The 25,426-nt window shown below is 60.9% G+C and carries 22 protein-coding genes and 2 pseudogenes; 14 read left to right on the top strand and 10 right to left on the bottom strand.

Annotated elements, in window-relative coordinates:
* The first annotated feature begins 6 nt into the window (after window positions 1-6).
* The 3 genes from M2401_RS19400 (at window position 7) to M2401_RS19390 (ending at window position 3,053) form a co-directional block, all read left to right on the top strand.
* On the top strand, window positions 7-1,005 hold the full coding sequence (locus M2401_RS19400; protein WP_259105196.1) for a 4-hydroxyproline epimerase: 999 nt from the start codon (window positions 7-9) through the stop codon (window positions 1,003-1,005).
* 60 nt (window positions 1,006-1,065) lie between these two features.
* Window positions 1,066-2,079, top strand: coding sequence for a GlxA family transcriptional regulator (locus M2401_RS19395; protein WP_259105195.1), 1,014 nt, complete (start codon window positions 1,066-1,068; stop codon window positions 2,077-2,079).
* A 434-nt stretch (window positions 2,080-2,513) separates the two neighbouring features.
* Entirely contained in the window at window positions 2,514-3,053 is a 540-nt protein-coding gene (locus M2401_RS19390) for a VOC family protein (RefSeq protein WP_259105194.1), read from the top strand.
* Window positions 3,054-3,241: 188 nt separating this feature from the next.
* Here the strand turns inward: M2401_RS19390 and M2401_RS19385 are convergent, their stop codons facing one another.
* Window positions 3,242-4,120 (bottom strand): SDR family oxidoreductase, encoded by an 879-nt coding sequence (locus M2401_RS19385; protein ID WP_259105193.1) that lies wholly within the window; start codon window positions 4,118-4,120, stop codon window positions 3,242-3,244.
* A 97-nt stretch (window positions 4,121-4,217) separates the two neighbouring features.
* Between M2401_RS19385 and M2401_RS19380 the strand changes: the two genes are divergently transcribed.
* The 9 genes and pseudogenes from M2401_RS19380 (at window position 4,218) to M2401_RS19340 (ending at window position 11,665) form a co-directional block, all read left to right on the top strand.
* Window positions 4,218-5,054 carry a helix-turn-helix transcriptional regulator gene (locus tag M2401_RS19380; protein ID WP_259105191.1) on the top strand — a complete coding sequence of 279 codons (837 nt, stop codon included), beginning with the start codon at window positions 4,218-4,220 and terminating at the stop codon, window positions 5,052-5,054.
* A 308-nt stretch (window positions 5,055-5,362) separates the two neighbouring features.
* Window positions 5,363-6,214 (top strand): STAS domain-containing protein, encoded by an 852-nt coding sequence (locus M2401_RS19375; RefSeq protein WP_259105190.1) that lies wholly within the window; start codon window positions 5,363-5,365, stop codon window positions 6,212-6,214.
* Between the two features lie 4 nt (window positions 6,215-6,218).
* Window positions 6,219-6,581 (top strand): STAS domain-containing protein, encoded by a 363-nt coding sequence (locus M2401_RS19370; protein WP_259105188.1) that lies wholly within the window; start codon window positions 6,219-6,221, stop codon window positions 6,579-6,581.
* Window positions 6,578-6,982, top strand: a complete 405-nt coding sequence (locus M2401_RS19365; RefSeq protein WP_259105186.1) for an anti-sigma regulatory factor — start codon at window positions 6,578-6,580, stop codon at window positions 6,980-6,982. The genes M2401_RS19370 and M2401_RS19365 overlap by 4 nt, the downstream gene beginning before the upstream one ends.
* Window positions 6,973-7,989, top strand: coding sequence for an anti-sigma regulatory factor (locus M2401_RS19360; protein ID WP_259105184.1), 1,017 nt, complete (start codon window positions 6,973-6,975; stop codon window positions 7,987-7,989). The genes M2401_RS19365 and M2401_RS19360 overlap by 10 nt, the downstream gene beginning before the upstream one ends.
* 25 nt (window positions 7,990-8,014) lie before the next feature.
* Window positions 8,015-8,857: a sensor histidine kinase KdpD gene (locus tag M2401_RS19355; protein WP_259105327.1), complete on the top strand. Its 843-nt coding sequence runs from the start codon at window positions 8,015-8,017 to the stop codon at window positions 8,855-8,857.
* A complete protein-coding gene (locus tag M2401_RS19350; protein ID WP_259105182.1) occupies window positions 8,847-10,790 on the top strand; it encodes a response regulator in 1,944 nt (647 codons plus the stop codon). Before M2401_RS19355 ends, M2401_RS19350 begins: the two co-directional genes overlap by 11 nt.
* Window positions 10,791-10,973: 183 nt before the next feature.
* A pseudogene (locus M2401_RS19345) lies at window positions 10,974-11,210 on the top strand (GlxA family transcriptional regulator); the annotation flags it as partial.
* 89 nt (window positions 11,211-11,299) lie between these two features.
* Complete coding sequence (locus M2401_RS19340; RefSeq protein ID WP_259105181.1) at window positions 11,300-11,665, top strand: DUF427 domain-containing protein; 366 nt, start codon at window positions 11,300-11,302, stop codon at window positions 11,663-11,665.
* 72 nt (window positions 11,666-11,737) lie between these two features.
* On the opposite strand, the gene M2401_RS19335 is transcribed toward M2401_RS19340, so the two are convergent.
* The 5 genes from M2401_RS19335 to M2401_RS19315 are packed head-to-tail and all read right to left on the bottom strand — an operon-like array spanning window position 11,738 to window position 16,902.
* The gene (locus M2401_RS19335; RefSeq protein ID WP_259105179.1) at window positions 11,738-12,760 is read right to left on the bottom strand and encodes an SMP-30/gluconolactonase/LRE family protein; all 1,023 of its coding nucleotides are present in this window, start codon (window positions 12,758-12,760) and stop codon (window positions 11,738-11,740) included.
* A gap of 32 nt (window positions 12,761-12,792) precedes the next feature.
* Window positions 12,793-14,181: a tripartite tricarboxylate transporter permease gene (locus M2401_RS19330; RefSeq protein ID WP_259105178.1), complete on the bottom strand. Its 1,389-nt coding sequence runs from the start codon at window positions 14,179-14,181 to the stop codon at window positions 12,793-12,795.
* Window positions 14,162-14,632: a hypothetical protein gene (locus tag M2401_RS19325; RefSeq protein WP_259105176.1), complete on the bottom strand. Its 471-nt coding sequence runs from the start codon at window positions 14,630-14,632 to the stop codon at window positions 14,162-14,164. The genes M2401_RS19330 and M2401_RS19325 overlap by 20 nt, the downstream gene beginning before the upstream one ends.
* 57 nt (window positions 14,633-14,689) lie before the next feature.
* Window positions 14,690-15,616: a hydroxymethylglutaryl-CoA lyase gene (locus M2401_RS19320; RefSeq protein ID WP_259105174.1), complete on the bottom strand. Its 927-nt coding sequence runs from the start codon at window positions 15,614-15,616 to the stop codon at window positions 14,690-14,692.
* Window positions 15,616-16,902 carry a hydroxymethylglutaryl-CoA reductase, degradative gene (locus M2401_RS19315; RefSeq protein WP_259105172.1) on the bottom strand — a complete coding sequence of 429 codons (1,287 nt, stop codon included), beginning with the start codon at window positions 16,900-16,902 and terminating at the stop codon, window positions 15,616-15,618. Before M2401_RS19315 ends, M2401_RS19320 begins: the two co-directional genes overlap by 1 nt.
* Before the next feature lie 140 nt (window positions 16,903-17,042).
* Here M2401_RS19315 and M2401_RS19310 point away from each other — a divergent pair, with 140 nt between their 5' ends.
* Complete coding sequence (locus M2401_RS19310) at window positions 17,043-18,416, top strand: PLP-dependent aminotransferase family protein (protein ID WP_259105171.1); 1,374 nt, start codon at window positions 17,043-17,045, stop codon at window positions 18,414-18,416.
* 2 nt (window positions 18,417-18,418) lie between these two features.
* On the opposite strand, the gene yegQ is transcribed toward M2401_RS19310, so the two are convergent.
* Window positions 18,419-19,744 (bottom strand): tRNA 5-hydroxyuridine modification protein YegQ, encoded by a 1,326-nt coding sequence (gene yegQ / locus M2401_RS19305; RefSeq protein WP_259105169.1) that lies wholly within the window; start codon window positions 19,742-19,744, stop codon window positions 18,419-18,421.
* 116 nt (window positions 19,745-19,860) lie between these two features.
* On the opposite strand from yegQ, the pseudogene M2401_RS19300 reads away from it, so the two are divergent.
* Window positions 19,861-19,956 (top strand): annotated as a pseudogene (locus M2401_RS19300) (hypothetical protein); the annotation flags it as partial.
* 171 nt (window positions 19,957-20,127) lie between these two features.
* Here M2401_RS19300 and M2401_RS19295 read toward each other — a convergent pair.
* From M2401_RS19295 to M2401_RS19285, 3 genes are read right to left on the bottom strand one after another with little or no spacing between them, the layout of a single operon-like run.
* On the bottom strand, window positions 20,128-23,214 hold the full coding sequence (locus M2401_RS19295; RefSeq protein WP_259105167.1) for an efflux RND transporter permease subunit: 3,087 nt from the start codon (window positions 23,212-23,214) through the stop codon (window positions 20,128-20,130).
* Window positions 23,211-24,278 carry an efflux RND transporter periplasmic adaptor subunit gene (locus tag M2401_RS19290; RefSeq protein ID WP_259105165.1) on the bottom strand — a complete coding sequence of 356 codons (1,068 nt, stop codon included), beginning with the start codon at window positions 24,276-24,278 and terminating at the stop codon, window positions 23,211-23,213. Before M2401_RS19290 ends, M2401_RS19295 begins: the two co-directional genes overlap by 4 nt.
* The gene (locus M2401_RS19285) at window positions 24,275-25,381 is read right to left on the bottom strand and encodes an efflux RND transporter periplasmic adaptor subunit (RefSeq protein ID WP_259105164.1); all 1,107 of its coding nucleotides are present in this window, start codon (window positions 25,379-25,381) and stop codon (window positions 24,275-24,277) included. Before M2401_RS19285 ends, M2401_RS19290 begins: the two co-directional genes overlap by 4 nt.
* Window positions 25,382-25,426: the final 45 nt, after the last annotated feature.

The raw sequence follows: 25,426 nt of genomic DNA, 5'->3' as shown, positions 1-25,426 counted from the left end.
TGAATCATGAGACGCAGCTTTTTCTGTATCGACTCCCATGCCTGCGGCAATCCGGTGCGGGTCGTCGCCGGTGGCGGGCCCTTGCTGCCTTCGGTGTCCATGGCCGAGCGGCGCGAGATTTTCGTTCGCGATCACGATTGGGTGCGCACCGCGCTGATGTTCGAGCCTCGGGGCCACGACATCATGTCCGGGGTGATCATTTATCCGTCGTCCCGTGACGATTGCGATTTCGGCGCGCTGTTCATCGAAGTCAGTGGCTGCCTGCCGATGTGCGGCGCGGGGACCATCGGCCTGTCTACTGTGGTGATCGAAGAAGGTCTGGTGACGCCGAAAGTGCCGGGCAAGCTGGCCATCGAGACCCCGGCAGGGCGTGTGGACGTGGATTACACCATGGGCGGTGAGTTCGTTGAGTCGATTCGTTTGTTCAACGTCGCCAGCTATCTGCATAGCACCGATGTCGCAGTCGAGGTGCCCGGTGTCGGCACCTTGATAGTGGACATTGCCTACGGTGGTAACTTCTATGCAGTGGTCGAGCCCCAGGCCAACTGGGCAGGGCTTGACGGTTTGCAGACGGCGGACATCGTCGGTCTGAGCCAGAAACTGCGCACGGCCCTGGCGGCGATCAGTAATCCGGTGCACCCGGAGAACGAGCGGATCAGCGGCGTGCACCACGTTATATGGTGTGACACGCCCCAGAGCAGCACGGCTCACGGGTGTTGTGCGGTGTTCTACGGCGACAAGGCCATCGACCGCTCGCCGGGTGGCACAGGCACCTCGGCGCGCATGGCGCAGTTGTATGGCAAGGGGCGCCTGAAGGTGGGCGATATCTATCGGCATGAAAGCCTGATCGGCACGATTTTCGAGGGCAAGGTGGAAGCGGCGGTGCAAGTGGGCGAGTTCGATGGCATCAGGCCGAGCATCAGTGGCTGGGCCCAGGTTACCGGGCACAACACCATTTTTGTCGATGATAAAGACCCGCTTGCCCATGGCTTTCAACTGGCATAATCGGCGCTTCGTGCGGGCACCGGCTGACTGTTCGTTACTACAAGAAAAGCGAGACGAGCATTGAACGAGCGACGCCAATTCAGCGGTGGCATGAAGGGCAAAAACCTTCGCTATGTCGAAGAGGGCCCCCGGGAGAGTACGCAACAGGCCCGGGCCGGTTTTCTCTTGCTCGAGCACTTCTCCCTGCCGGCTTTCACCCAGGCGCTGGACACTATTGTCACGGCCAATCTGTTGCGCCCGCGCCTGTTTTCCTCGCGTACTTTTGGCCTTGCCGAGGGTGAAGTGATCAGTGACCTGGGTCTGGTGATTCGCCCGGACGCGCAAATCAACCTGGAGGCCGTGCGCAATCTCGACCTGCTGGTGATCTGCGGTGGTTACCGCACCGAGCTCAAAGCCAGTGACGAACTGATCCACTTGCTGCGTACCGCCGCCGAAGTGGGAGTGACCCTGGCCGGGTTGTGGAATGGTGCGTGGTTCCTCGGCATGGCCGGTCTGCTGGAAGGCTACCGCTGTGCGATTCACCCGGAGCATCGCCCGGCCCTGGCGGAAATTTCCAGGGTGACCCAGGTCACCAGCGAGGCTTTTGTCATCGATCGCGACCGCCTGACCGCGTCCAGTCCGGCGGGGGCGTTCCATATGGCCCTGGAATGGATCAAGGGGTTGCACGACAAGGCCTTGATCGAGGGTATCGAAGACATCCTGTCCTTCGAGGAGTCACGCTACCGGCGGATCAATCCTTCCCGGCATATCTCCATGAGCGCGCCGCTGCGCGAAGTGGTCAAGCTGATGGAGGCGAATCTGGAAGAGCCGCTGGAAATGGAGCAACTGGCGGTATACGCCGGCCGCTCCCGGCGCCAGGTCGAGCGGCTGTTCAAGGAACAACTGGGCACTACACCGCAGCGGTATTACCTTGAGTTGCGCATAACCGAGGCACGGCGTCTGCTGCAACATACCGAACTGTCCCAGGTGGAAGTATTGGTGGCCTGCGGCTTTGTTTCACCGAGTCATTTCAGCAAGTGCTATAGCTCGTACTTTGGTTATCGGCCTTCGCGTGAGAAGCGCTTGGTCAAATAGGGGCATCGGATCGAAGTCTGTAGCAGGGAGTTCGGTGGGCGAATTCAGTGGGAGCGAATTCATTCGCGAAAGCGCCATTCCAGGCGACGAATATCTATCGAATGTACCGGCCTCTTCGCGAATGAATTCGCTCCCACAAGATTTGCGTCCTGCCTCGGTTAGTGTTTGCTGCGCGACAGCGCGGCGCGTTAGCGGCGGGACGGCTCCCACAAAAATCACCCCCACCATTCAATCCCACAGGTTGTTCCGCGGCATGAATTGCCTGTCCGGCCATTTATGACTAGTATCAGCCCCGGCCGATACAGCCAGCTGCTCGCACCCGCAAGGGACGGTGAATGTATCCTCAGGCTTGCGTCGAATCCCCCTCGTCCATAGCGAATGTGTCGGTAACGCGAGCCCCGGATCTACGTTCGCTGTACGAAGGATTGATTCATATGCGCAGCTTCCTCGATGCCAAGGCCATGGCCAAGGCACTCAAGCAACAACTTTCCGATCTCGATCTGCCTATCACTCACAGCCAGGCGCTGGAGTTGGTGGCGAAGCAATTTGCCCTGGACAGCTGGAATGTCCTGGCGGCGCGGATTGCTCAGGATGTCGACGCCAAGACTGTCGGCTTCACCCAGACAGCCCCGGTGTTCCGCAGTTTCGATGCACTCAAGGCCAAGGAATTCTACCTGGGTTTTTTGGGCTTCAAACTGGACTGGGAGCACCGCTTTGGCGATAACTTCCCCCTCTATATGCAAGTCTCCCGTGCGGGCCTGGTCCTGCATCTGAGTGAGCACCACGGCGATGCCAGCCCCGGTGCCACGGCTTTTGTCAGCATGCGCGGGGTCGATGACTATCAGCGCGAACTGGCGAGCAAGGACTATCAGTTCATGAAGCCCTCGGTTCAGGCGCTGGACTGGGGCAAGGAGATGATGGTCACCGATCCGTTCAGCAATCGCATTCGCTTCTGCGAGCTTTCTGACGACTAGCGCTATCGCGTGACCAACGCGAGACGGTGTGAGAACGAATGTGTGGGAGCGAATTCATTCGCGAAGACGATATTTCAGACGGTGAAAATGCATCGACTGTACTGGCCTCTTCGCGAATGAATTCGCTCCCACAGCGTTTCGGTGATTGCGCAGGTTTTGTGTTGTTTGATAAGAGGTCGCTGCGGGCGTTACATCGCCGCCAGATCCTCAAACAGACTTGGCCCTGCAGGTTGCCAGTTCAGGCGCTGGCGGGTCAGGGCCCCCGAGGCGGACATATCTTTGCCGACAAAGGCCGCCATCCAGCCAAAATGCTCCGCAGCCTGTGCCGACGGAATCGATGCCACGGGCAGGCCGAAGTGTTGGCCGATGGCTTCGGCGATCTGGCGGAAGGGAATCGCCTCTTCGGCGGTAGCGTGGTATCGGGCGCCGGGCTGATTCTTTTCCAGGGCCAGGCGAAACAGCCGTGCGGTGTCGGATATGTGTGCGGCCGTCCAGTTGTTGAGCCCCTCGTCGACGTAAGCCGAGACGCCGGTCCTGCGGGCGACTTCGATCACGTAGCTGACAAAGCCCTGTTTGACGGTGTCGTGGATCTGCGACAGGCGCATGACTGATACGTTGACGCCACGCTGAGTCAACTCTGCGCCTGCCAATTCCGAGGCAACGCGAGGGTTGGGATGGTCCGGGTTGAAGTAGTCCTCAGTGGCAACCAGCCCCGGTCCGGCCGAGCCGATCGGCGTGCCGGAAGTGATCAGCAGCGGACGGTCGGAGCCTTCCAGTGCTGCGCCCAGGGCAAGGATGGCCCGGCGATCCTTCTGGCAGTTCTCGACGAAGTGGGCGAAGTCATGATCGAAAGCGGTATGAATTACGCTATCGCACTGTGCGGCGCCGCGTTGCAGGCTGGCGAGGTCTTCGATGTCACCGCGAAAGGCCTCGGCACCGAGTGCAGCCAGGGCCTCAGCGCCCTTGTCCGAGCGGGTCAGGCCGAGTACCTGATGGCCGCCACGGATCAATTCCTGGGCCACCTGAGAACCGACAAAGCCTGTGGAACCGGTAAGAAATACGCGCATGGGTCTATTCTCCGTTTGCTGGAGGGCCAGCTTGCGCTTAGGCTTTATCCTGTAAAAGCAGTGTCCTTATCAGGGTATAAGAACTAACAGGATCAGCATGCCGGACGCTTCAGACAACTCGCTTGGGATCTATCTCAAGGACTACCGCGGTCGTATCGACCCGGCGACCTTCGGTTTCTCCAGTTCGCGTCGACGCACGCCGGGCCTGCGTCGGGAAGAAGTGGCCCAGCGCGCCAATATCAGCCCGACCTGGTACACCTGGCTGGAGCAGGGGCGTGGCGGCGCGCCGTCCAGGGAAGTGCTCAACCGCATCGCCGAGAGCTTGCTGATGACCGCGCCCGAACGCGAACACCTGTTCATGCTCGCCTTCGGTCACCCGCCTGAGGTGATCTATACGGTGCCGGGTGGGGTGACGCCACGCTTGCAGCGCCTGCTGGATCGCTTTGAGGTCAGCCCGGCAATCATCAAGACCGCAACCTGGGACGTACTGGCCTGGAACCGCGCCGCTGCCGTGGTCCTGACCGACTACAGTCTGTTACCGGTGGAGCAGCGCAATATTCTGCGGCTGATGTTTTCCAATGCCGGGGTGCGGGCCAAGCAGGACAACTGGCTGGGTATGGCGCGTTTCGTGGTCGCGGCCTTCAGGGCTGATGCCATTCGTGCGGGGGCTGCCTCGGAGGTCAATCGGCTGGTCGAAGAGCTGTGTCAGCTCAGCCCGGAATTTGCTGCCTTGTGGCGGGACAACGATATTCGCGTGCACGGCGAGGGCACCAAGCGCCTGCAACATCCGTTGCTTGGCCCGCTTGAGCTGGAGTACTCGTCCTTAGCCGTGGATGGTCGCCCGGACCTGGGCATGATCGTGTACAACCCGGCGACGCTTGCTCAAGAAGAAAGGATCCGGGAGCTGATTAATAAATCACCAGCGGCTGAGTAGCGTTTATGCATCACATCAAGAGGTCAGGATGCAACGATTTCAGTGCGCTGCGGTCGATGGATTAGCGCATGGCATGAGGCCATATCCGCCATGGCCCGAGCGATAATTTCCCTGTATCAATTTCCCTTGTTTCGTTCACACTGGCCTATCTTTTTTGTAGGCATTTTAATGCAGTCAGAGGCGCGTTGATTGTCGTTTGGCGATGATTTTTAGTGAGATTGTTGCCAATTGAATAGCTTCTCTTTGCTTCTCAAACAATAAGCGGCTTGCCGCCTGGTTATGTTTGTACACCTTCAGGAGTTGGATTAATGGCTACATTGCAGCAGCGCACTATTGAGGCTATGAAAAAATCCGAAACCTCACTGGCTTCGGACTGGCTGGCCAATCTGGAAGCCAGCGGTGCCACGCGCAATCTCAAGGGTGAGGAGATCAAGCAGCAGATCGCTGATTTCCTGCATCTGTTGTTGGCTGCATTTGCCAGCGGTAGCCAACAGAACCTGGCCGACAGCGTCTGGAACGATGCGCGCCTGTTCCTCGAGAAGCTGTCCCAAAGCCGCGCCCAGGCCGGTCAGGATTCGCAGCAGACCGCCAGTTTCATTTTCACGCTCAAGGGCCCGGTATTTGCGCTGTTGCAACGTGAATACAGCGACGACCGCGCTGATCTGGGCGAACAACTCTGGGTCGTCTCCGAACTGTTGGATGCCCTCGGGCTGCACACCATCCGTACTTTCCAGAAGTCTCGCGAAGCGGTCATCAAGCGTCAGCAGGAAGAGCTGCTGGAGCTGTCGACGCCGGTGGTCAAGCTATGGGATGGCGTCCTCGCGTTGCCCATGATCGGTACCCTGGATTCGCAGCGTACTCAGGTGGTGATGGAGTCGTTGCTGCAACGCATTGTCGATACCGGTTCGGAAATCGCCATTATCGATATTACCGGTGTGCCGACCGTAGACACTCTGGTGGCCCAGCACTTGCTCAAGACTGTCACTGCCATTCGGCTGATGGGCGCTGATTGCATTATCAGTGGCGTGCGTCCGCAGATCGCCCAGACCATCGTGCATCTGGGGCTCGACTTGCAGGGTGTAGTCACCAAGGCCAATCTCGCCGATGCGCTGGCGCTGGCCCTCAAGCGCCTGGGCATTACCGTCAGCAAGGCGGTGTAGGCTGATGGAACGCATTCCGATTTTGCAGATGGGCAAGTTTCTGCTCGTCACCATTCAGGTGGAAATGCATGACCAGCTTGCACTGACCCTGCAGGACGATCTGGCTGAACGTATCAGCACCAGCTCGGCGCGAGGCGTGTTGATCGACATCTCTGCGGTGGACATTGTCGACTCGTTTATCGGCCGGGTCATCGGCACCATTTCCGCATTGTCGCGGATCATGGACGTCGAGACCGTGCTGGTCGGCATGCAGCCTGCGGTGGCGATTACCCTGGTCGAGTTGGGCATGACCCTGCAGGGCGTGAGCACGGCGCTGAACGTTGAGCGCGGCATGAAGCTGTTGCACCAGCGGGTAAGCGAGCAATGAATGTACGCAGCAGCGGCAGTCAGCCGATTGTGATCGAGCAGGATGTGGTCCTGGCCCGGCAGACCGCGCGCAAGCTGGCTCAAGAGTGCGGCATGCGCCTGGTCGATCTGACCAAAATGGTCACTGCGGTCAGCGAGCTGGCACGCAACACCATGGTCTATGGCGGTGGCGGTGATATGGATTGGCAGATTGTCGAGGACGGCATGCGCACCGGTTTGCGCATTACCTTCCGTGATGAAGGGCCTGGCATTCCTGATCTGAAGCTGGCCATGACGGATGGCTGGACCTCCGGCGGCGGGCTGGGACTGGGGTTGACCGGCGCCAAGCGCCTGGTTGAAGATTTTGAACTGGATACCGCACCCGGTGCCGGTACGCGGATAACCATTACCCGATGGACTTGACTCTACGCAGTAGCCTTACCCAGGTTCTTTCCATTGATGACAGCAGTCAGATCGGTTATGCCCGGCGCATTGCGCAAACCCTGGCTGAACGCTGCGGGTTCGACGCCACCGACGCTGGGCGTGTTGCGCTGATTGTCACGGAACTGGCCAGCAATATCCTTAAGCATGCCCAGCGCGGTGAGTTGCACCTGCGTGTGCTACCGGGCGGGCAGCAGGCTGGTATCGAAATCCTGGCCGTTGATCGTGGGCCGGGCTTCGACCTGCATCTTTGCATGACGGACGGTTTTTCCAGCCAGGGCACCCAAGGCATCGGTCTGGGCGCGATCTTCCGCCAGGCGCAGGTGTTCGATGTCCATTCAGACGACCGCGGCTCGGTTGTTCTGGCGCGTTGTTACAGCCGTACCGACAAGGTTCAGGACCTGCGCTTCGGCGTCAGTCAGCACTCCTTGCGCGATGACCCGGCCTGTGGCGATGTCTGGGGCCTGACGATTGCCGGTTCGCGGATCAGCGCGTTGATGATCGACGGGCTTGGGCACGGTGAAGAAGCAGAGGCGGCGGGTCTTGCCGGTGCGGCGGTATTTCATCAGCAGCCTTTTGCCTCGCCACCCGTGCTGTTGGACGATATGCATGTGGCTATGCGCGGCACCCGCGGAGGTGCAGTTGCCATCAGCCAGTTTGATGCCAGTGAAGGCCGGTTGCAGTTCCTCGGAATCGGCAACATCGGTGCCAGCCTGATTGATGTGGAAAAGTCACGCGGGCTGACCTCGCATCCGGGCATTGTCGGCCTGCAATATCGTAAACCATTGGCGTTCGATTACCCCCAGTCCACCGGACAGTTGCTGGTGCTCTACAGTGATGGTCTGCAATCGCGCTGGAGTCTGGGTGACTACCCCGGCCTGCGTTATCGCCACCCGGCGGTTATTGCCGCGTTGCTGCACCGTGATTTCTGTCGTGGTCGTGACGATGTAACGGTCATGACCATTGCCTTGGAGAGCGCACATGCCTGAATCGACTTCTGCGCCCGTTTCGGCCATGGAGCTGGAGCTGCAACAATTGCGTGCGGAAACGGCGGCCTTGCGCGACGAGCTGGATGAGACCAACCAGGGTGTACTGGCCTTGTACGCTGAATTGGATACCCAGGCGGACCAGTTACGGCAGGCATCGGATTTAAAGAGTCGTTTCCTGGCCTACATGAGCCACGAATTCAGGACGCCCCTGGGGTCGATCCTGAGCATCGCCAGCATGCTGAGCGAGGAGTTCGATGGCCCGCTCACCGCTGAACAGCACAAGCAGGTTGTGTTCGTCAGCGGCGCGGCAAGGGAACTTAGCGATATGGTTGACGACTTGCTCGATCTGGCGAAGATCGAGGCCGGACGCATCACCATTTCGCCGGCCTGGTTCGACATGTTCGATCTGTTTTCTGCGCTGCGCGGCATGTTTCGACCCATCGCCGACGCAGGTTCCGTAGACCTGATTTTCGAAGCGCCCGAAGGCCTGCCGCGCCTGTACAGCGATGACAAGAAGCTGGCGCAGATTCTGCGCAATTTCATCTCCAATTCGCTGAAATTTACCCAGCGTGGAGAGGTGCGCATCTCAGTGCGCATGGAAGGTGAACAGCAGGTACGGTTTGCCGTCAGCGACACCGGCATCGGCATTCCCCAGGAAATGCACGGGGCGCTGTTCGAGGACTTCGCGCAGATCGACTCGCCCCTGCAGAAGCGCCTTCGCGGCACTGGTCTGGGGCTGTCGCTATGCAAGCGCTTCGCTCAGCTGATCGGCGGTTACGTCGGGCTCGAGAGTGAGCCAGGCCGAGGGTCCACATTCTTCGTGGTCATCCCACTGGCGATTGCTGCGGAGCCCAGCGATGAATCGTGAACTGCAACTGCTGATAGTCGACGACAATACCGCGACTCGCTATGCCCTGCGCCGTCGGCTGGAGCGGCACGGCTTTATCGTCAGAGAGGCGGGCACCGGCACTGACGGTCTGCAAATGCTTGCTGCCCAGATGCCGGATGCGCTGATCCTCGACATCAATCTGCCGGACATGAGCGGCTTCGATATCGTGCGCAAGCTGCGTTCCGAGCCCGCTACCGCGTTGCTGCCGGTGGTGCATGTGTCGGCTGCGTCGGTGCAGAGCGGCGATATCGTCACAGGCCTTGAAGCAGGAGCCGACGCCTACCTGATTCATCCGATTGACCCCGATGTGCTGCTGGCGACGCTGCGTACGCTGTTGCGTGTGCGTGATACCGAGCGCGCTTTACGCGACAGCGAGGCGCGTCTGCGGGAGATCTTTGTCAATGTATCGGCACCCATCGCCGTGATCGATGAAGAGCTCAGGGTGCATGAGTGCAACCATGCCTTTAGCCGCCTTCTTCACGATGAGCAGGCTCAGGCTTCGGTGCTTCATGCGTTCGCCGATAATCAGCAACTGATCATTCAGGAGCTGCGCGAACGCCTGCTGGTCGGGGAGCGTTGGAAGGGGACGTTGAGCATGCGCGTCAAAGGCGAAGTGCGTGAGACCGAGTGGCAGATTTCGCCTTACCGCACGCCGGGCTTGAGCCTGGTATTCGTTGAGGACGTCACCGAGCACCGCCTGCGCGAGCAGTCGCACCTGCGCCAGCTGGACAGCATGAACGACCAACTGGCTCATGAAGTGGCCGAGCGCGAGCGCACCGAAGCGCAGTTGCTGCAGGCGCAGAAAATGGATGCGATTGGCAAGCTCACCGGCGGCATCGCCCATGACTTCAACAACTTGCTGACGGGCATCATCACGGGTATCGAGCTGATCAAGAGCCGGACCTTGGACGGCAATACGCAAAAGGTCATGCGCTATGCCGATGCTGCGTTGACCTCTGCAATGAGCGCTGCCGCTCTGACCCACCGATTGCTGGCCTTTGCCCGCCAGCAGCCGCTGGACACCCGTGCAGTGGACATCAATGCTCATGTGCGCTCGCTCGAGGATTTGCTGCGCCGCACCATCGGCGAACGCATCGTGCTCAAGCTCGATCTCACCAGTAAGGCGGCCATTGCCCTGGTCGACTCCAGTCAACTGGAAAGCGCGATACTTAATCTGGTGATCAATGCCCGGGATGCGTTATCCAAGGGCGGCACGATACTGATCAATACGTATGCAATGCATTCCCATGGCGATGCGAAACTGGCGGATGGCGCGTATGTCGCCCTGTCAGTCAAGGATGACGGAGTGGGCATCGATCACAGTGTCATCGACAAGGTGTTCGACCCGTTCTTCACCACCAAGCCTCTGGGGCAGGGCACCGGCCTCGGGCTTTCAACCATCTATGGTTTTGCTCGCCAGTCCGCAGGCGATGTGCATATCCGCAGCCTGGTCGGCCATGGCACCGAAGTGACCTTGATGCTGCCGGCCGGGACCCAGTTGCCTGTAGTTGCCGAGCCTGTTTCAGACGCGCTGCAACCCGGTGCCGGGGAGCATATTCTGATTGTCGAAGACACGGCTTCGGTGCGCATGTTCGTCAACGAGCTGCTGGTCGACAATGGCTACAACTGTACCCAGGCCGCCGATATCGAAACGGCGCTGGCCATTCTCAAGAGTGATGCCTCGATTGATTTGCTGTTGAGCGATGTCGGCCTGCCGCAGATGAGTGGCCGCGAGCTGGCGGATCTGGCCCGGACGTGGCGCCCGGGCTTGCCGGTGCTGTTCATGACGGGCTATGCGGAAAACGCCGTCAACCGACAGCGCTTTCTGGGGGAGGGTATGGACATGATCATCAAGCCGTTTCAGCTCAATGCGCTGCTCAACTGCGTAAAGAATATTCTCAAGAAAAGCTGATGATTGAATCGGCAGGCTCGTTGGAGCCGGGCTTGCTCGCGAATACGGATATTCAGCCCCAGAAAGGTGGTGGAGGTACCGGCCCCTTCGCGGGCAAGCCTCGCTCCTACGGTGTTGGTGTTTGCCGCACGGATAGTTGAATTGGAGGCAGATAGGCATGTGTTCGCTGGGCGCGAACGGACCATGGTGGAGAACGACCTGGGCGCCGATATTGCCCGCAAAGTAGCGCGCAAGCGGGTGATCTATCAGCGCCGGGGCACTGAGCAGTCGCAGCTCTCGACCCTGCTGGAACCGGACCCCAAATCCGACCGGGTACGACTGGCCCTGGTCTATGCACGAGAAAACCTCAAGAGCGATCTATCCATTGAGGCCCTCGCCGATATGGCGCGGCTAAGCCCCGGGAGATGCAGCGAGGGTTTTACGCACAGCATGCGTGCTGAGGTGTTTGCCGCATGAAAGAGTGTTTCCATCCGCCCTGCTGGGGCGACGACGCTACAGGAGTCAACATCATGAAAGTGCCAGGCCCCGACCATCCCATCACTATCACAGCGGCCGCAGAGCTGATCGTAGTCAGCTTCCACGGCCAGGAAATCGCCCGTTCCACACGGGCCCTGGCCCTGGCCGAGTCGACCTATCCGACGGCGTTCTATATCCCACGGGAGGACGCCCGGATGGAGCAGATGAGCGCCTCGGAGCATCACACCTGGTGCCCCTACAAGGGCGAGGCCAGTTACTACAGTCTGGCCGAAGTTGCCGGTGACGGCTTGAATGCAGTGTGGAGTTACGAAGAGCCGTATCCGGCCATGGAGCAGATTCGCGGTCACCTGGCCTTTTACAGCAATCAGGTAGAAATCGTCCGCACGCCCCTGGCTTGATCGAAGGCGTGACAAAAGTCAACGCAACCATTTGAATTGGAACATCAATTCTGTGTTTGCCGTGCGACAGATTTATTGATGGGAATACAGCTTCAAGGCCTTGGCAAAACCCTGAGCCTTGAAGATGGCACTGCCTTCACCCAGGTCACCGTCACTGGCCACCAGATACACCTCGTTGGTGTCTGGCTTGAGCGCCAGGCTGGTGGAGCGCAGGTAGTGGCCATTCTCGCGGCCGGGGATCAGGATCTGGCCGATGGGCAGGCCATTGGGGTTGAGCACCAGCACGCGACCCTGGCTGTACATGGCCACGTACAGATTGCCGTCCTGGTCGACCCGCATCGAGTCCGGGGAGGGGCCGTTAAAGCGGTAGACCACGGCCTCGCCGAAAGGCGCGATGGTGGTGGCATCTTTCAATTCGATGCGGTGCAGCAGGCCGGTGGCGAACTCGGTGACCCACAGGGTTTTGCCATCCGGTGACAGGGCGATGCCGTTGGCAATGGCCAGGTTCGGCAGGATCGCCACCACGCGCTTGCCGTCGGCGGGCACGTAGTAGACGCCGCCGCTTGGCTGGGTCGAGGTGCCCTTGAAGTCGGTGAAGTAAAAACCGCCGTTGCTGTCAAATACCAGGTCATCGACCAGGTAGTTGCTCTTGCCAGGAATAATCACCTGCTTGCCCGAGCCATCGGCCTTGTAGGCGGTCAGGTTGCCGGTGTCCTTGAAGTTGCCCAGGCCTGCGACAAACAATCGGCCATCCTTGTGAATGGCCAGGCCGGCTGAACCGAGGGCGTTCTTTGGCACCAGGGTACTGAGCTTGCCTTGCGGATCGACCTTGAGCACCTGGCCGCCGAAGACCTCGACAAACAGCAGGTTGCCGTCGCGGTCGAACGACGGCCCTTCCAGTTGCAGGGCGGTGTCCGAGACCTTGAGCCAGCGCTGGGCGGTGACGGTGGGCAGGTCCTTTTCCGAAGCTGCGATGCCCTGCAACTGTTGCCCTTGTGCAGGGTAGACGAGGGCCGGGAGTGGTTCTTCGGCATAAGCGGTGGCCGTTTGTACGGCGCAGACGAACAGCATTGAAGCCAGCAGGTTTTTTTGCATCGTGGTCACCCAGGTATTGTTGTTATGTTGAGTCAGACGCCCATCAGGGCGGTCAGGGCCGGCACCGTCAGCACGGCGGTGTAGTAGCCCATGAACTGCACGCCGATGTTGAAACCGAGAAAACGCGAGAGAAAACCGCCCAGTAACCCGACGGTGACGATCACCAACAGTCCCAGCAGGCCGCCTTCCCAGATGCCGATCACCAGAATCAACCCGACGAAGGTCGAGATCACCGCCTCGTGGCTGATCTTGCGCGACACATAGGCCGCCGCGCGGTGTGCGTAATTCATGGTGAAGGGATAGGCGATCAGAATCGCGATCAGCACCGCCAGCAGGCCATAGCCGAGAAATTCCCAGGTGCTGAGCAGCGAATGCAGGTTATTGATCTGGCCGCTGGCGGCATCGACGCTGAAGCGCGGCGGGGCGTTGAACAGCGGCGCGGCCGGGCCTGCCGCTACCGGGCTGAGCGGCAGGCCGAAGGCGATCAGCGGGATCAGTGCTTCGGCGATGTAGGTGGCCTCGGTGACGCCATTGCGGGCCGTAATCACGGTGGTCAGGCGATGGTAAACATGCTTGACCCGGGCACCGACCATCTCGCCCATGATCACGGTCATGGCCACTGGGCTGAACACGAAGGTGGCACTGGAAATGACGGCGGTCACGGCGGTCCAGCGGCTCTGACCGCTGTCCAGGACCTTGAGCGGATTGGGGAAGAAACCGCCCCAGCTCTTGACGTCGGGGGACAGGGAAAAAGTGCGCCCGGTCTGGCGACGCATGGCAGCCCGTTCGGCAGGTGCGAGCAGAGAGAACAGCGCAGCGATCAGTGGGCCGATGGCGATGCCGAGGAAATAGCTGACGCTGAGCTTGACCCCGTATTTACCGGTGATGCTCTGCAGGCCGATGATGATCAGCACGAAAGGTATCAAAGCCAGTACCGCCGCCAGGCGACCTTTGGAGAACCCGGCGATGGCGATGGCTGCGGCCAGGAACACCCAGGGCGCCGCCTGTTTGATCATGTCGCCGAAGGGCGCCAGCATCACCGCGAACAGCACGGCCATGGGCACGGCGATCAACGCGGCAATCACCGCGCCGGAAATCATCTTGCGCAGGGCGATGTGGGGCACGCCCAGGTTGCGCAGGAAGTTGGCTTCGCGCATCAGCGGCGTGGCCAGGGTGTCACCCGGAATACCCAGCAGTGCGGTGGGCACCGCGTGGGTCATGTGCTTGGCCACAGCACCAGCCAGAAAGAAGGTCAGCACTCCGGGCGCGGGCACGCCGAGCAGCACCACCAGAAGCGTCAGTGGCGCCAGGGTCGTGGTTTCATCGCTGCCGGAAATCAGCCCGATCCCGGCAAAGATCACCGCCCCAAGGATGCCCATGCCTGCGGCAATCATTATCGATTCAAGCAACGGACCCATCATGACGACCTCCCTGGGTGCCCGGCGCAGTTTCGGGTGACGGGTGGGGACTCTTCAGGTCGCGTTCATAGTCGGCAAACAGCTGGTAAAGGTCCATTTCATGAAGTTCGGCCACCGTCGCCGGGGGCAGGTCGGCCAGACGGCCCAGGTCGCCAAATTCCTCCTGCAATTCGAGCAGCACCTGAGCGCGCCAGGCTGGATCGGCCTGATGCTCGACGACATGGCGCTTGGGTTTGAACAACAGAGCACTGAGCGCACCCCCGGCCAGGCAACCGATGATGCCCACTAGCATGGCGTAGGCCCGGGCCATTTGTTCGGAGGCGACCCAGCCCAGGAACAGTTGCTGGGCGCTGAAGAACGCGCCCAGGCTGATAGCGGCACCGATAAGGATGGAATAGAGCAGGTGGCGACCGTCTACGGTGTCGCCCCAGACTTCATAAAGTTCAGGTTTCAAAGGTGTCTCCCACTGCCCCAGGGGGCTTTTATTGTTATGACCGTGAAGAGAAGCGGCTTAATTCAGTTCCCGTGCGTGGCGTTTGCCGAGCATTGCCCGGGCGACCCTGGAGGCAGTCGTGCGGCCCAGTTCGGCATTGATGAACTCGCCGATATCGACCAGTGCGTCAAGGTCGACGCCGTGTTCGATACCCAGGCCATCCAGCAGGTACAACACGTCCTCGGTGGCCACGTTGCCTGTAGCGCCCGGCGAGTAGGGGCAGCCGCCCAGGCCCGCCACCGAACTGTCGAACACTCGTACATCGGCCTCCAGTGCCGCAAGGATATTGGCGACGGCCATGCCATAGGTGTCGTGGAAATGGCCGGCCAGAGCGTTGACAGGCACCACCTGGCGACACGCCTCGATCAGTCTGCGGGTTGCCGCGGGAGTACCGGCGCCGATGGTGTCGCCCAGGCTGATTTCATAACAGCCCATGCCGTACAGCGCGGCGCTGACTGCAGCGACCGCCTCCGGGCTGACATAACCACTGAAAGGGCAGCCCATGACGCACGAGACGTAACCTCTGACCTTGACGCCGGCCTCTCGTGCCAAAACCATCACTTCCTGAAAACGCTGCAGGCTTTGTGCAATCGAGCAGTTGATGTTTTTTTGTGAGAAGGCCTCCGATGCCGCTGCGAATACCGCTACTTCACGACAGCCCGCTGCCAGGGCCGCTTCGAGGCCCTGGCGATTGGGCACCAGGGCGGTCCAGGTCACGTCGGCAAGCGTCGGCAGGGCCTTGAACACCTCGCCGGACCCTGCCATTTGCGGCACCCAGCGCGGCGAGACAAAAGCCCCGGCCTCAAGAGTGCGCAAGCCCGCGCCCGCGAGCCTGCGCAGCAGTTGCACACGGATCTGCGGCGACAGGGTCAAGGCTTCGTTTTGCAGGCCGTCCCGTGCGCCGACTTCGACCAGGCGAACCGACGGTGCTGCGGCAGCGCTCATCACTGTGCCCGCTTTTGCTTGAGCAACTCGGCGGCATGATCGGCGCGTACATCGCGCGCCTGTACCATTTGCTTGACCAGCCAGTTCACTTCATCGCCCTTGGCCCCGGCCGACAGGGCAATGTTGCGGGCGTGCAAGGCCATATGCCCGCGCTGAATGCCTTCGGTGGACAGCGCTCGCAGTGCCCCGAGGTTTTGCGCCAGGCCTACGGCCACGGCGATTTCCGCCAGCTCCTGGGCAGTCTTTACCCCGAGGATACGCAGCGACAGTTGCGCCAGTGGGTGGGTTTTCGTGGCGCCGCCGACCAGGCCGACGGGCATGGGCATTTCCAGGGTGCCGACCAGATGGCCCTGGCTGTCCTTTTCCCAGGTGGTCAGGGAGCCATAGTGACCGTTGCGACAGGCGTAGGCATGAGCCCCGGCTTCCACGGCGCGCCAGTCGTTGCCGGTGGCGACAATCAACGGGTCGATGCCGTTCATGATGCCCTTGTTGTGGGTCGCCGCCCGATACGGATCGACCACGGCGAAGTTATAGGCATCGAGAATGCCTTCGATGACGTCCTCACCCTTGAACTCTATGGTATCGAGCAGGCGTGGGGCGATACGCAGCTGGGCCCGGGCCAGGCGCAGGTCGGCCAGGTTGGAGAGGATACGCAGACGCACTTTGCCGCCGGTGATCTCTTCCATCAGTGGCGCCACAGCTTCGGCCATGGTGTTGACGGTGTTGGCGCCCATGGCGTCGCGCACATCGACGATCAGGTGGGCCACCAGCATCGGCCCGCGCGGGCTTTGCGCAAAGGTGTGCACTTCAATGTCACGGCAGCCGCCGCCCAGCCGATTGAGCAACTGGTCCTTGCGGTTGGCCAGCTCGATGATCTCGTCCTTGCGCCGCAACAGGCTCAGCCGCGCATTGAACGGGTCGCTGACTTCGACGATCTGTACCTGGGCGCGCATCAGCGGCAGCGAACTGGAGGTCTGGAAGCCGCCTGCATCCCGGGCCAGCTTGGCCATGAACGAGGCCGCTGCCACGACCGAAGGCTCTTCGACCACCAGCGGCACGATGACGTCGCGGCCATTGATTTGAAAGTTGCTGGCCACGGCATATGGCAGCTCAAATGTGCCGATCACGTTCTCAATCATGCCATCGGCGATTTCCAGGGGCAGGGCGCCCGCATCGCTGAGCAGCGCCACATCACTGGCGGGCAATTGGAGCAGTTCCTGCAGATGCGCCAGGCGCTCAGTGGGGGTCAGGCTGCGAAACATGGGGAGGCGTGAGTCGATGCTCATGAGGGAAGGGCTTCCTGTAGCAATTATTGTTTTTCAGTTGCCGCCACCCTAAATCGCTCTGTACTGCGAAAGAAGGTACAGTTTTGACAGACAGTACCCAAGCTGTACCCTTGATTGATCTTCCCTGAGGACTGTACGCCATGGCACGCCTCACGCTGGCCCAGCAACTGACCGCATCACTGGTCGAGCAGATCGGCAACGGCACCTATCGGGTCGGCGATCGCTTGCCGTCCTTGCGCGAGTGCATGCGTCTGCTGGGGCATTCGAAAAATACGGTGATAAACGCCTACGAGTCACTGGCGTCCATGGGCCTGGTCGAGGCCCGTCATGGTCAGGGTTTTTTCGTCAAGCAAGGTGCGCCCAATGGCAGCGAGCCGGAAGAACCGCTGCCCTACGCCCGGGCCATGGACACCATCTGGCTGATGCGCCAGCAGTTCGTTCGCGAGCCTGGCCATTCCCCTCTGGGAGAAGGCTTTGCTCCGGTGGAATGGCTGATGGACCTGCGCCTGGACAAGTTCACCCGGCAGATCATGCGGACCGGCGTCACCACCTTGTTCCGCTACGGCAACCGCCTGGGCAATGCCCAGTTGCGCCAGCATCTGGCGCAGAAACTGGCGACCTACGCCATCAACGCAAGCCCCAGGCAGATCGTCACCACCCACGGCGCCAATCATGGCCTGGACCTGATCATCCGGCGCTTTGTCGCCAACGGTGACGCTGTACTGGTGGAGGACCCCGGATACTACCCGCTGTTCGGCAAACTGCAATTGCAGGGCGCCCGCATGCTCAGCGTACCGCGCCTGGCAGATGGCCCGGACATGGCAGTGCTGGAACAGCATCTGCGGATACACAAGCCGAAGTTGTTCTTCCTGCAATCAGTGGGGCATAACCCCACCGGCTCCGATATCTCCCCGGGCAAGGCCCACCAACTGGTGCAACTGGCCGAGAAACATCAGTTCATTCTGGTGGACGACGACGCCCTGGCGGATTTCAAGCCGACTTCGGCGATCAAGGTCTCGGCCCTCGACCAGCTCAAGCGTTCTCTCTATGTCGGCAGTTTTTCCAAGTCAGTGTCGGCGGCGCTGCGGGTCGGCTTCATTGCCGGCAGCAAAGAGGTCATCGATGAGCTGGGGGACTTGAAGATGCTGCTACACACCAGTTCATCGGAGTTGTGCGAGCGAACGGTTGATGTGATTCTCACCGAGGGACATTTCCTGCGCCATCTGGTGCGCTTGCAGGAGCGCTTGCAAGCCGCCACGGCAACGGGTCTACAGGTGCTTGACGAGATCGGTGCCGAGGTCTTCGTGCGGCCGCAGCAGAGCCTGTATCTGTGGGCGCGTTTCGGCCATATCGCCGATGCCAGGGAACTGACCCGGCAACTGCTGCCCAAGGGTTTCATGATTGCGCCGGGGCATATCTTTTCCCCGGAGCAATCGACGATCAATCCCTGGACCCGGCTGAATGTCGCCTACCTCGATGATCCGCTGCTCAAGGCAGTATTCAGGCAGGCCTGATATCAGCCCGGATGCACATCCTTCATCAGCAAGCCAAAGCGCAGATCCAGCCCGTCGTTGACGCGCAGATACACGGTATGGCCATCCCCCGGCGCCACCTCGACAGGCTCGCCCTTGCTGTTGTGCAACTGCAGCAGATCGAAGTGAACGTTGCCGTTGGGGGTCATCAGTTCCAAGTGGTCGCCCCGGGCAAAGCGGTTCTTGACCTTGACCTCGGCCAGGCCGTCGCGGCGTTCGCCGGTCAGCTCGCCGACGAACTGCTGACGCTCTGACACCGAACTGCCGTTCTGATAGTTCTGATACTCGTCATGCACATGCCGACGCAGGAAGCCCTCGGTATAGTCGCGCTGGGCCAGGGACTCCAGATCGAGCATCAGGCTGCGGTCGAACTCGCGCCCGGCCATGGCGTCGTCGATGGCGCGACGGTAGACCTGGGTGGTGCGGGCGCAGTAGAAGTGCGACTTGGTCCGGCCTTCGATTTTCAGCGAGTGCACGCCCATTTTGCTCAGGCGCTCGACATGCTGCACCGCGCGCAGATCTTTGGAGTTCATGATGTAGGTGCCGTGCTCGTCTTCGAAGGCGGGCATCAGCTCATCCGGGCGATTGGCTTCCTGCAGCAGGAATACCTGGTCGGTGGGCGCACCGCTGCCCAGGGTCGGCTCGGGCTGGAAGGTCTGGACGATTTCGCCGAGCTGGTTTTCCGTGGCCTCCTGTGCCGAATATTTCCAGCGGCAGGCGTTGGTGCAACTGCCCTGGTTGGCGTCGCGCTTGTTGATATAGCCCGACAACAGGCAGCGACCGGAATAGGCCATGCACAGCGCGCCGTGAACGAACACTTCCAGCTCCATGGTGGGCACTTGTCGACGGATTTCCTCGATCTCGTCCAGGGACAGCTCCCGGGACAGGATGATCCGGCTCACCCCCTGCTGCTGCCAGAACTCGACACTGGCCCAGTTCACAGTATTGGCCTGCACCGACAGATGAATCGGCATCTGCGGGTAATGCCGCCGTACCAGCATGATCAGACCGGGATCGGACATGATCAACGCATCCGGCGCCATGGCAATCACCGGTTCCAGGTCTTTGAGGAACGTCTTGAGCTTGGCGTTGTGCGGCGCGATGTTCACCACTACATAGAAACGCTTGCCCTGATCCTGGGCCTCACGAATGCCCAGGGCCAGATTGGCGTGATCGAATTCGTTATTGCGCACGCGCAGGCTGTAGCGCGGCTGCCCGGCATACACCGCATCGGCGCCATAGGCAAAGGCATAACGCATGTTTTTCAGGGTGCCGGCGGGGGCGAGCAGTTCCGGGGTAGAGAGGGGCATGGCGGTGGTTGATCGCAAAAGCCGGGCAGGGTAGCGGGGCTGGCGATTGGGGTTATTGATCAGGGTCAATGTTCGTATTGGGCATGGTTGGCGCATATCTGATGGTTGCGGACTGCAAGACCCTCAAGACCCTGATCAATACGGTGTGGATCTACCCACCAGCGGCTGATCGTGAAGTAGCCTGGGCGGTTCCGTTGATTCCGATTGCCTGATATTGCTGAACCGGATTCATCTCGTTGGAGCGAGGCTTGCCCGCGAATGGCGCGACGCGACAAGTCAGGCACACCGCGTCGGGGGCTTCGCGGGCAAGCCTCGCTCCAACAGCCGCACTTGTATCGTTTGCACCAACGCCCTCCCGGCTAAAGCCGACCCACAGTTGGTGCTCAGCCATCATTGTCGGCGGGGGCCTTGGCCTTGCGCCGCTGCTCCTCTGACGGCTCCTTGATTCGATACCAGGTCACATACAGTGCCGGCAGGAACAGCAGGGTCAGCAGGGTGGCGATGATGATGCCGCCGATCATCGCGTAAGCCATGGGGCCCCAGAATACCTCCCGGGCGATAGGGATCATGCCCAGGCTGGCGGCAGCGGCGGTGAGCAGGATCGGTCGGCGACGGTGGCGGGTGGCTTCGGTCACGGCGTCCCAGGGCAGATAACCGCTACTTTCGTAGGCGCCGATCTGGGTGACTAGAATCACCGAGTTACGAATGATGATGCCGATCAGCGCCAGTACCCCGAGAATCGCCACAAAGCCCAGAGGCGTGCCCGTGGGGATCAAGGCCAGGACCACGCCTATCAGCCCCAACGGCGCCACACTGGCCACCAGAAACATCTTCTGCACGCTGTGCAGTTGAATCATCAGGAAGGTCGCCATGAGGAAAATCATCAGCGGCACGACCTTGGCAATCGGCCCCTGGGCCTTGCCGCTTTCTTCTACGGTGCCGCCGGTAGCGACCTTGTAGCCGGTTGGCAGGCCCGCGTTGAACTTGTCGATCTGCGGCTTGAGTTGCTTGACCAGGTCGGTGGGCTGCAGGTCGTCACTGACCGCCGCTTTCACGGTAATGGTCGGCTTGCGATCGCGGCGCCAGACCAGCGGCTGCTCCAGTTCATAGCGCACGGTGGCAAAGGCCAGCAGCGGAATCGAGTTGCCCTGCGGCGTGACGATCTGCAGGTTCTGCAAGGTTTCCGGCGAACCGCGCTCGGCGTCTTCGGCACGACCGACGACATTGATCAGGTAGATGTCGTCGCGTACCTGGGTCACGGACGAACCGCTGACGATGCTGTTCATCAACTGCGCCACGTCCTCGGAGGACAGGCCCAGTTGCCTCGCCTTGTCCTGATTGATATCGATGCGCAGGACTTTCCCCGGCTCGTTCCAGTCGTAGATCATCTCACCGACATGGGGGTTCTGGTTCAGCAGGGTGGCCAGTTCGATGGCATGCTGGCGCACCTTGTCGATGTTAGGGCCACTGACCCGATACTGCAGCGGACGACCTACCGGCGGGCCCATTTCCAAAGGCTGGACATAGCTGCCAATACCGACGAAGTCTTCGCGCAGGCGCTTGTTCAGGCGCTCGGTGAGCCCGGCGCGCTCTTCCAGGCCCTTACTGACGATGACCAACTGGGCGTAGTAGGGGTTTTCCAGTTGCTGATCCAGGGGCAGGTAAAAACGCACGGCGCCCTGGCCGATGTAGGTGCTCCAGCGCACGATGTCCGGATCGTCCTTGAGCGTGGCTTCGAGGCGATCGACCACCTTGCGGGTTTCATTGATCGAGGCGTTCTGTGGCAGGTTCAGGTCGACGAGGATTTCCGGGCGATCCGATGACGGGAAAAACTGGTTCTGCACGAACTGCATGGAAAACACCGCGCCGACAAACAGCAGCACGGTGATCGCGATCGTCAGCCAACGATGGCGCATGGCCCAGAACATGCTGTTGTTGAAGCCGCGGGCGATGCGGCCGTCCTCTTTCTTTTTCTTCTTCAGTTCGCTGCTGAGGATATGCACGCCGATGACCGGCGCAAACAACACGGCGACCACCCATGACACCAGCATGGCTACGGCAATCACCGCGAACAGAGTGAAGGTATATTCTCCGGCCGAACTGGCGTTCAAGCCAATGGGCACGAAACCGGCAACGGTCACCAGGGTGCCGGTGAGCATGGGGAACGCCGTGGAGGTGTAGGCGAAGGTGGCGGCCTTTTCCTTGGAATCGCCCATTTCCAGACGCGTGACCATCATTTCCACGGTGATCATCGCATCGTCCACCAACAGACCCAGGGCGATGATCAGTGCGCCGAGGGAAATCCGCTGCATGGTAATGCCGCTGTACTCCATGAATACGAAGACCATGGCCAGCACCAACGGGATCGAGCAGGCCACCACCAACCCGGCGCGCACGCCCAGGCTGACGAAGCTGACAATCAGGACGATGACCACGGCTTCGAACAGCGCACTGGTAAAGCCGCCCACGGCCTTTTCCACCACTTCGGCCTGATCGGAAACGTTGTTCACTCCGACACCCACCGGCAGGTTCGCCGTGGCGCTGTCCATGCGCGCGTGCAACGCCTTGCCGAAGTCCTGGATATTGCCGCCTTTCTTCATGGCAATGGCCAGGCCGATAGCCGGTTTGCCGTTGAACCGGAACAGCGGTTTTGGCGGATCGGTGTAGCCGCGGGTGATTTCAGCGATATCGCTCAGGCGATAGAAACGGTTGTTGAGGCGCAGGTTGACCTCGGCGAGGTCTTTCTCCGAAGCGAACTGACCCGAGGTGCGTACTGAAATACGCTCAGGGCCGGCTTCAATCACTCCGGCCGGGGTGACGGTGTTCTGCGCTTGCAGGCTTTGCACCACCTGGCGTTGATCCAGGCCCAGGGCCGCAAGCTTGCGGGTGGAGAAGTTCAGGTAAAGCACTTCATCCTGCTGGCCAATCATCTCGACCTTGCCCAGCCCCGGCACTTCGCGAATTTCCGCGCGCACCTGCTCCACGTAATCGCGTAGCTGGCGCATGGTGAAGCCGTCGGCGGTGAAGGCGTAGATCGAGCCGTAGACGTCGCCGAACTCATCGTTGAACGCAGGCCCCTGTATGCCTTGGGGGAACTGGCCACGGATATCGTCGATCTTCTTGCGCACCTGATACCAGATTTCCGGAATCGCCTTGGCGTCGGTGGTATCGAGCAGATTGAGCATGATGGTCGATTCGCCGGGGCGGGTGTAGCTCTTCACGTAGTCGAGGGAATCCAGCTCTTCGAGTTTTTTCTCGATGCGATCGGTGACTTGCTCCAGGGTTTCATCCACCGTCGCGCCGGGCCAGCGGGTCTGAATGACCATGGTCTTGATGGTGAAGGAAGGGTCTTCTTCTCGACCCAGATTCATGTAGGAAAACACGCCCATGAGCAGGGCGACGAACATCAGGTACCAGACGAACGACTGGTGTTTGATGGCCCACTCGGACAGGTTGAAACTCCCTTTCATCGCGGGCTTTCCTCATCGACTTTGACTTTCTGCCCCGGTTTCAGGCTGTTTACTCCAGCACTCACCACACGTTCCCCTGCCTGCACGCCGCTGCTCAGGACCATGCTGTCGGCCGTGCGGCTGGCGATGCTGACCGGGCGAGGAGTGACGGTCTGGCTCTGCTTGTCGACGATCCACACCTGGGCTTTGCCATCGACCTCTTGCAGGGCACCGATGGGTAGCTCGATGCGGGTGGCGATGGCCGAGCTGATGGTCACGCTGATGGCGGTGCCGAGGCGGAAGGCGTCCGGCGTCTCCGACAGGGTCAGGCGCGCGCGGCGGGTGCGGGTGGTACGGTCGGCCTGAGGCTCGATTTCACGCAGGGTCGCCAGGGTATTGATCTGCGGGGCGAGTTGGCTGGCGACTTTGAACTCGACACCGGCCGGCAACTGATCGACCACTGAGTCGGGCAGATCAATCACGGCTTCCTTGATATCCGGACGGGCCAGGGTTACCACTTCCTGACCGGCGCTGACCACCTGGCCTGCCTCGACCTGCCAGTGGGTAACCACGGCGGCGTGGTCGGCGCGCAACTCGCTGTAGCCCAATTGATCCTGGGCCTGACGGGCAGCGGCCTGGGCTTGCTCCAGGGACGAACGAGTGGTTTTCAGGTCGGTCAGGGCGATGTCGAGTTGCGCCTGGGCGCCGACGCCACGGTCGAACAGCTCCTGTTGGCGGCGGGCGTTGGCCTGGCTGTTGATCCACTGCGCTTCGATACGCGACAGATCACCCTGGCTGGCGCGCAGGTTGTTTTGCTGGTCCGTGGGGTCCAGGGTCGCCAGCAGCGTGTCCTTGTCCACCTCGCTGCCAACGTCGACAAAGCGTCGGGCGATGCGCCCGGAAATACGGAAACCCAGGGTGCTTTCATAGCGCGCTTCGATATTGCCGGCGAAGCGCCCAAGGCTTTCCTGGGATATCGGCTGCACATCGACGAACAGCACCGGGCGTACCGGCTCCGGCGGCGGTTCTTTCTTGCTGCAGGCACTGAGCACGCCGAGCAATAGCAGGCAGGGCAATCGTTTCATGGCTGTGCTCCGCCCTTGGTCTCGGCGATTTCGACCTGCATGTCCGGGTGCAACAGCTGGCCGCCGGCGATCACGACTTTTTCGCCGGATTTCAAACCGTCGCTGATGATGACCTTGGCGGTCAGGTAACGGCCGACCGTGACTCCGCGCAGATTGGCCTTGCCCTGTTCGTCGACAATCCATACCGCAGGTTTGCCCAGTTGATCGCCAAGGCCTTTGGTCAGCGCAGCCCAAGGCAGCTCAACGCTGCTTTTGCCGGAAGTGCTCAGGGCGACGCTGACTACCGAACCGAGGTCCATGCCCGGCGGCAGTTGGCTCAGGGCGATTTTCACTTGCAGGGTGCCGGTCTCGGCGGACACTGCCGGGGTGACCTCGCGGACCTTGCCGAAGGCTTTGACCTGGGGATTGTCCAGCAGCGTCACCTGTACCGGCTGATCATTGGCCGGTTGCACGAACAGCGATTCATAGACGTTGAATACGGCATCGCGATCGCCATCCCGGGCCAGGCCGAAGATCGGCATGGTCGCCTGGACCACTTGTCCGACTTCCGCCTGGCGCGCAGTGATCACCCCTGGCGCTTCGGCAACCAGCGCGGTGTAACTCAGCTGCTCACGGGCACTGGCCAACTGCGCCTGGGCCGCCTTGAGGGCGCTCTGGCTGCTGCGCAAGGCAGCCTGGGCCGAATCGTATTCACTGCGGCTGGTGTAGCCCTTGGGCAGGAGTTTTTCCTGGCGCACAAAGGCGGCGCTGGTCTGGCTGACCCGCGCCTGTTCGGCGGCGACGGCAGCCACGGCGGAATCGACGCTGGTCTGCAGATCCTTGGGGTCGAGCCGGGCCAGTACCTGGTGTGCGGAAATGCGGTCACCGACATCCACCGAGCGCTGGATGATTTTGCCGCCGACGCGAAAGGACAATTGCGTCTGCACTCGCGCCTGAATATCGCCGGTGAGATTAACTTCAGAGGCGTAATCGGCTTCCTTGACGGCTTGCACCTGCACCCTGGGCAAGACGGGCGCAGGCGGTTTTTCCTTGCCGCAACCGCTCAGCGCGGCCAGTGACAGCGTCAGGCCGAGGAGGGTCAGTCTGGGTAGAGAAGCGGGCATGCATATTCCTTGTCGGGATGCCGGGCGCACGCCGGTCGTGGCGTC

The organism is Pseudomonas sp. JUb42 (assembly GCF_024807945.1).
GTDB lineage: Bacteria > Pseudomonadota > Gammaproteobacteria > Pseudomonadales > Pseudomonadaceae > Aquipseudomonas.
The sequence above is the reverse complement of the archived record's forward strand: the minus strand, read 5'-3'. Positions and strand labels throughout refer to the sequence as shown.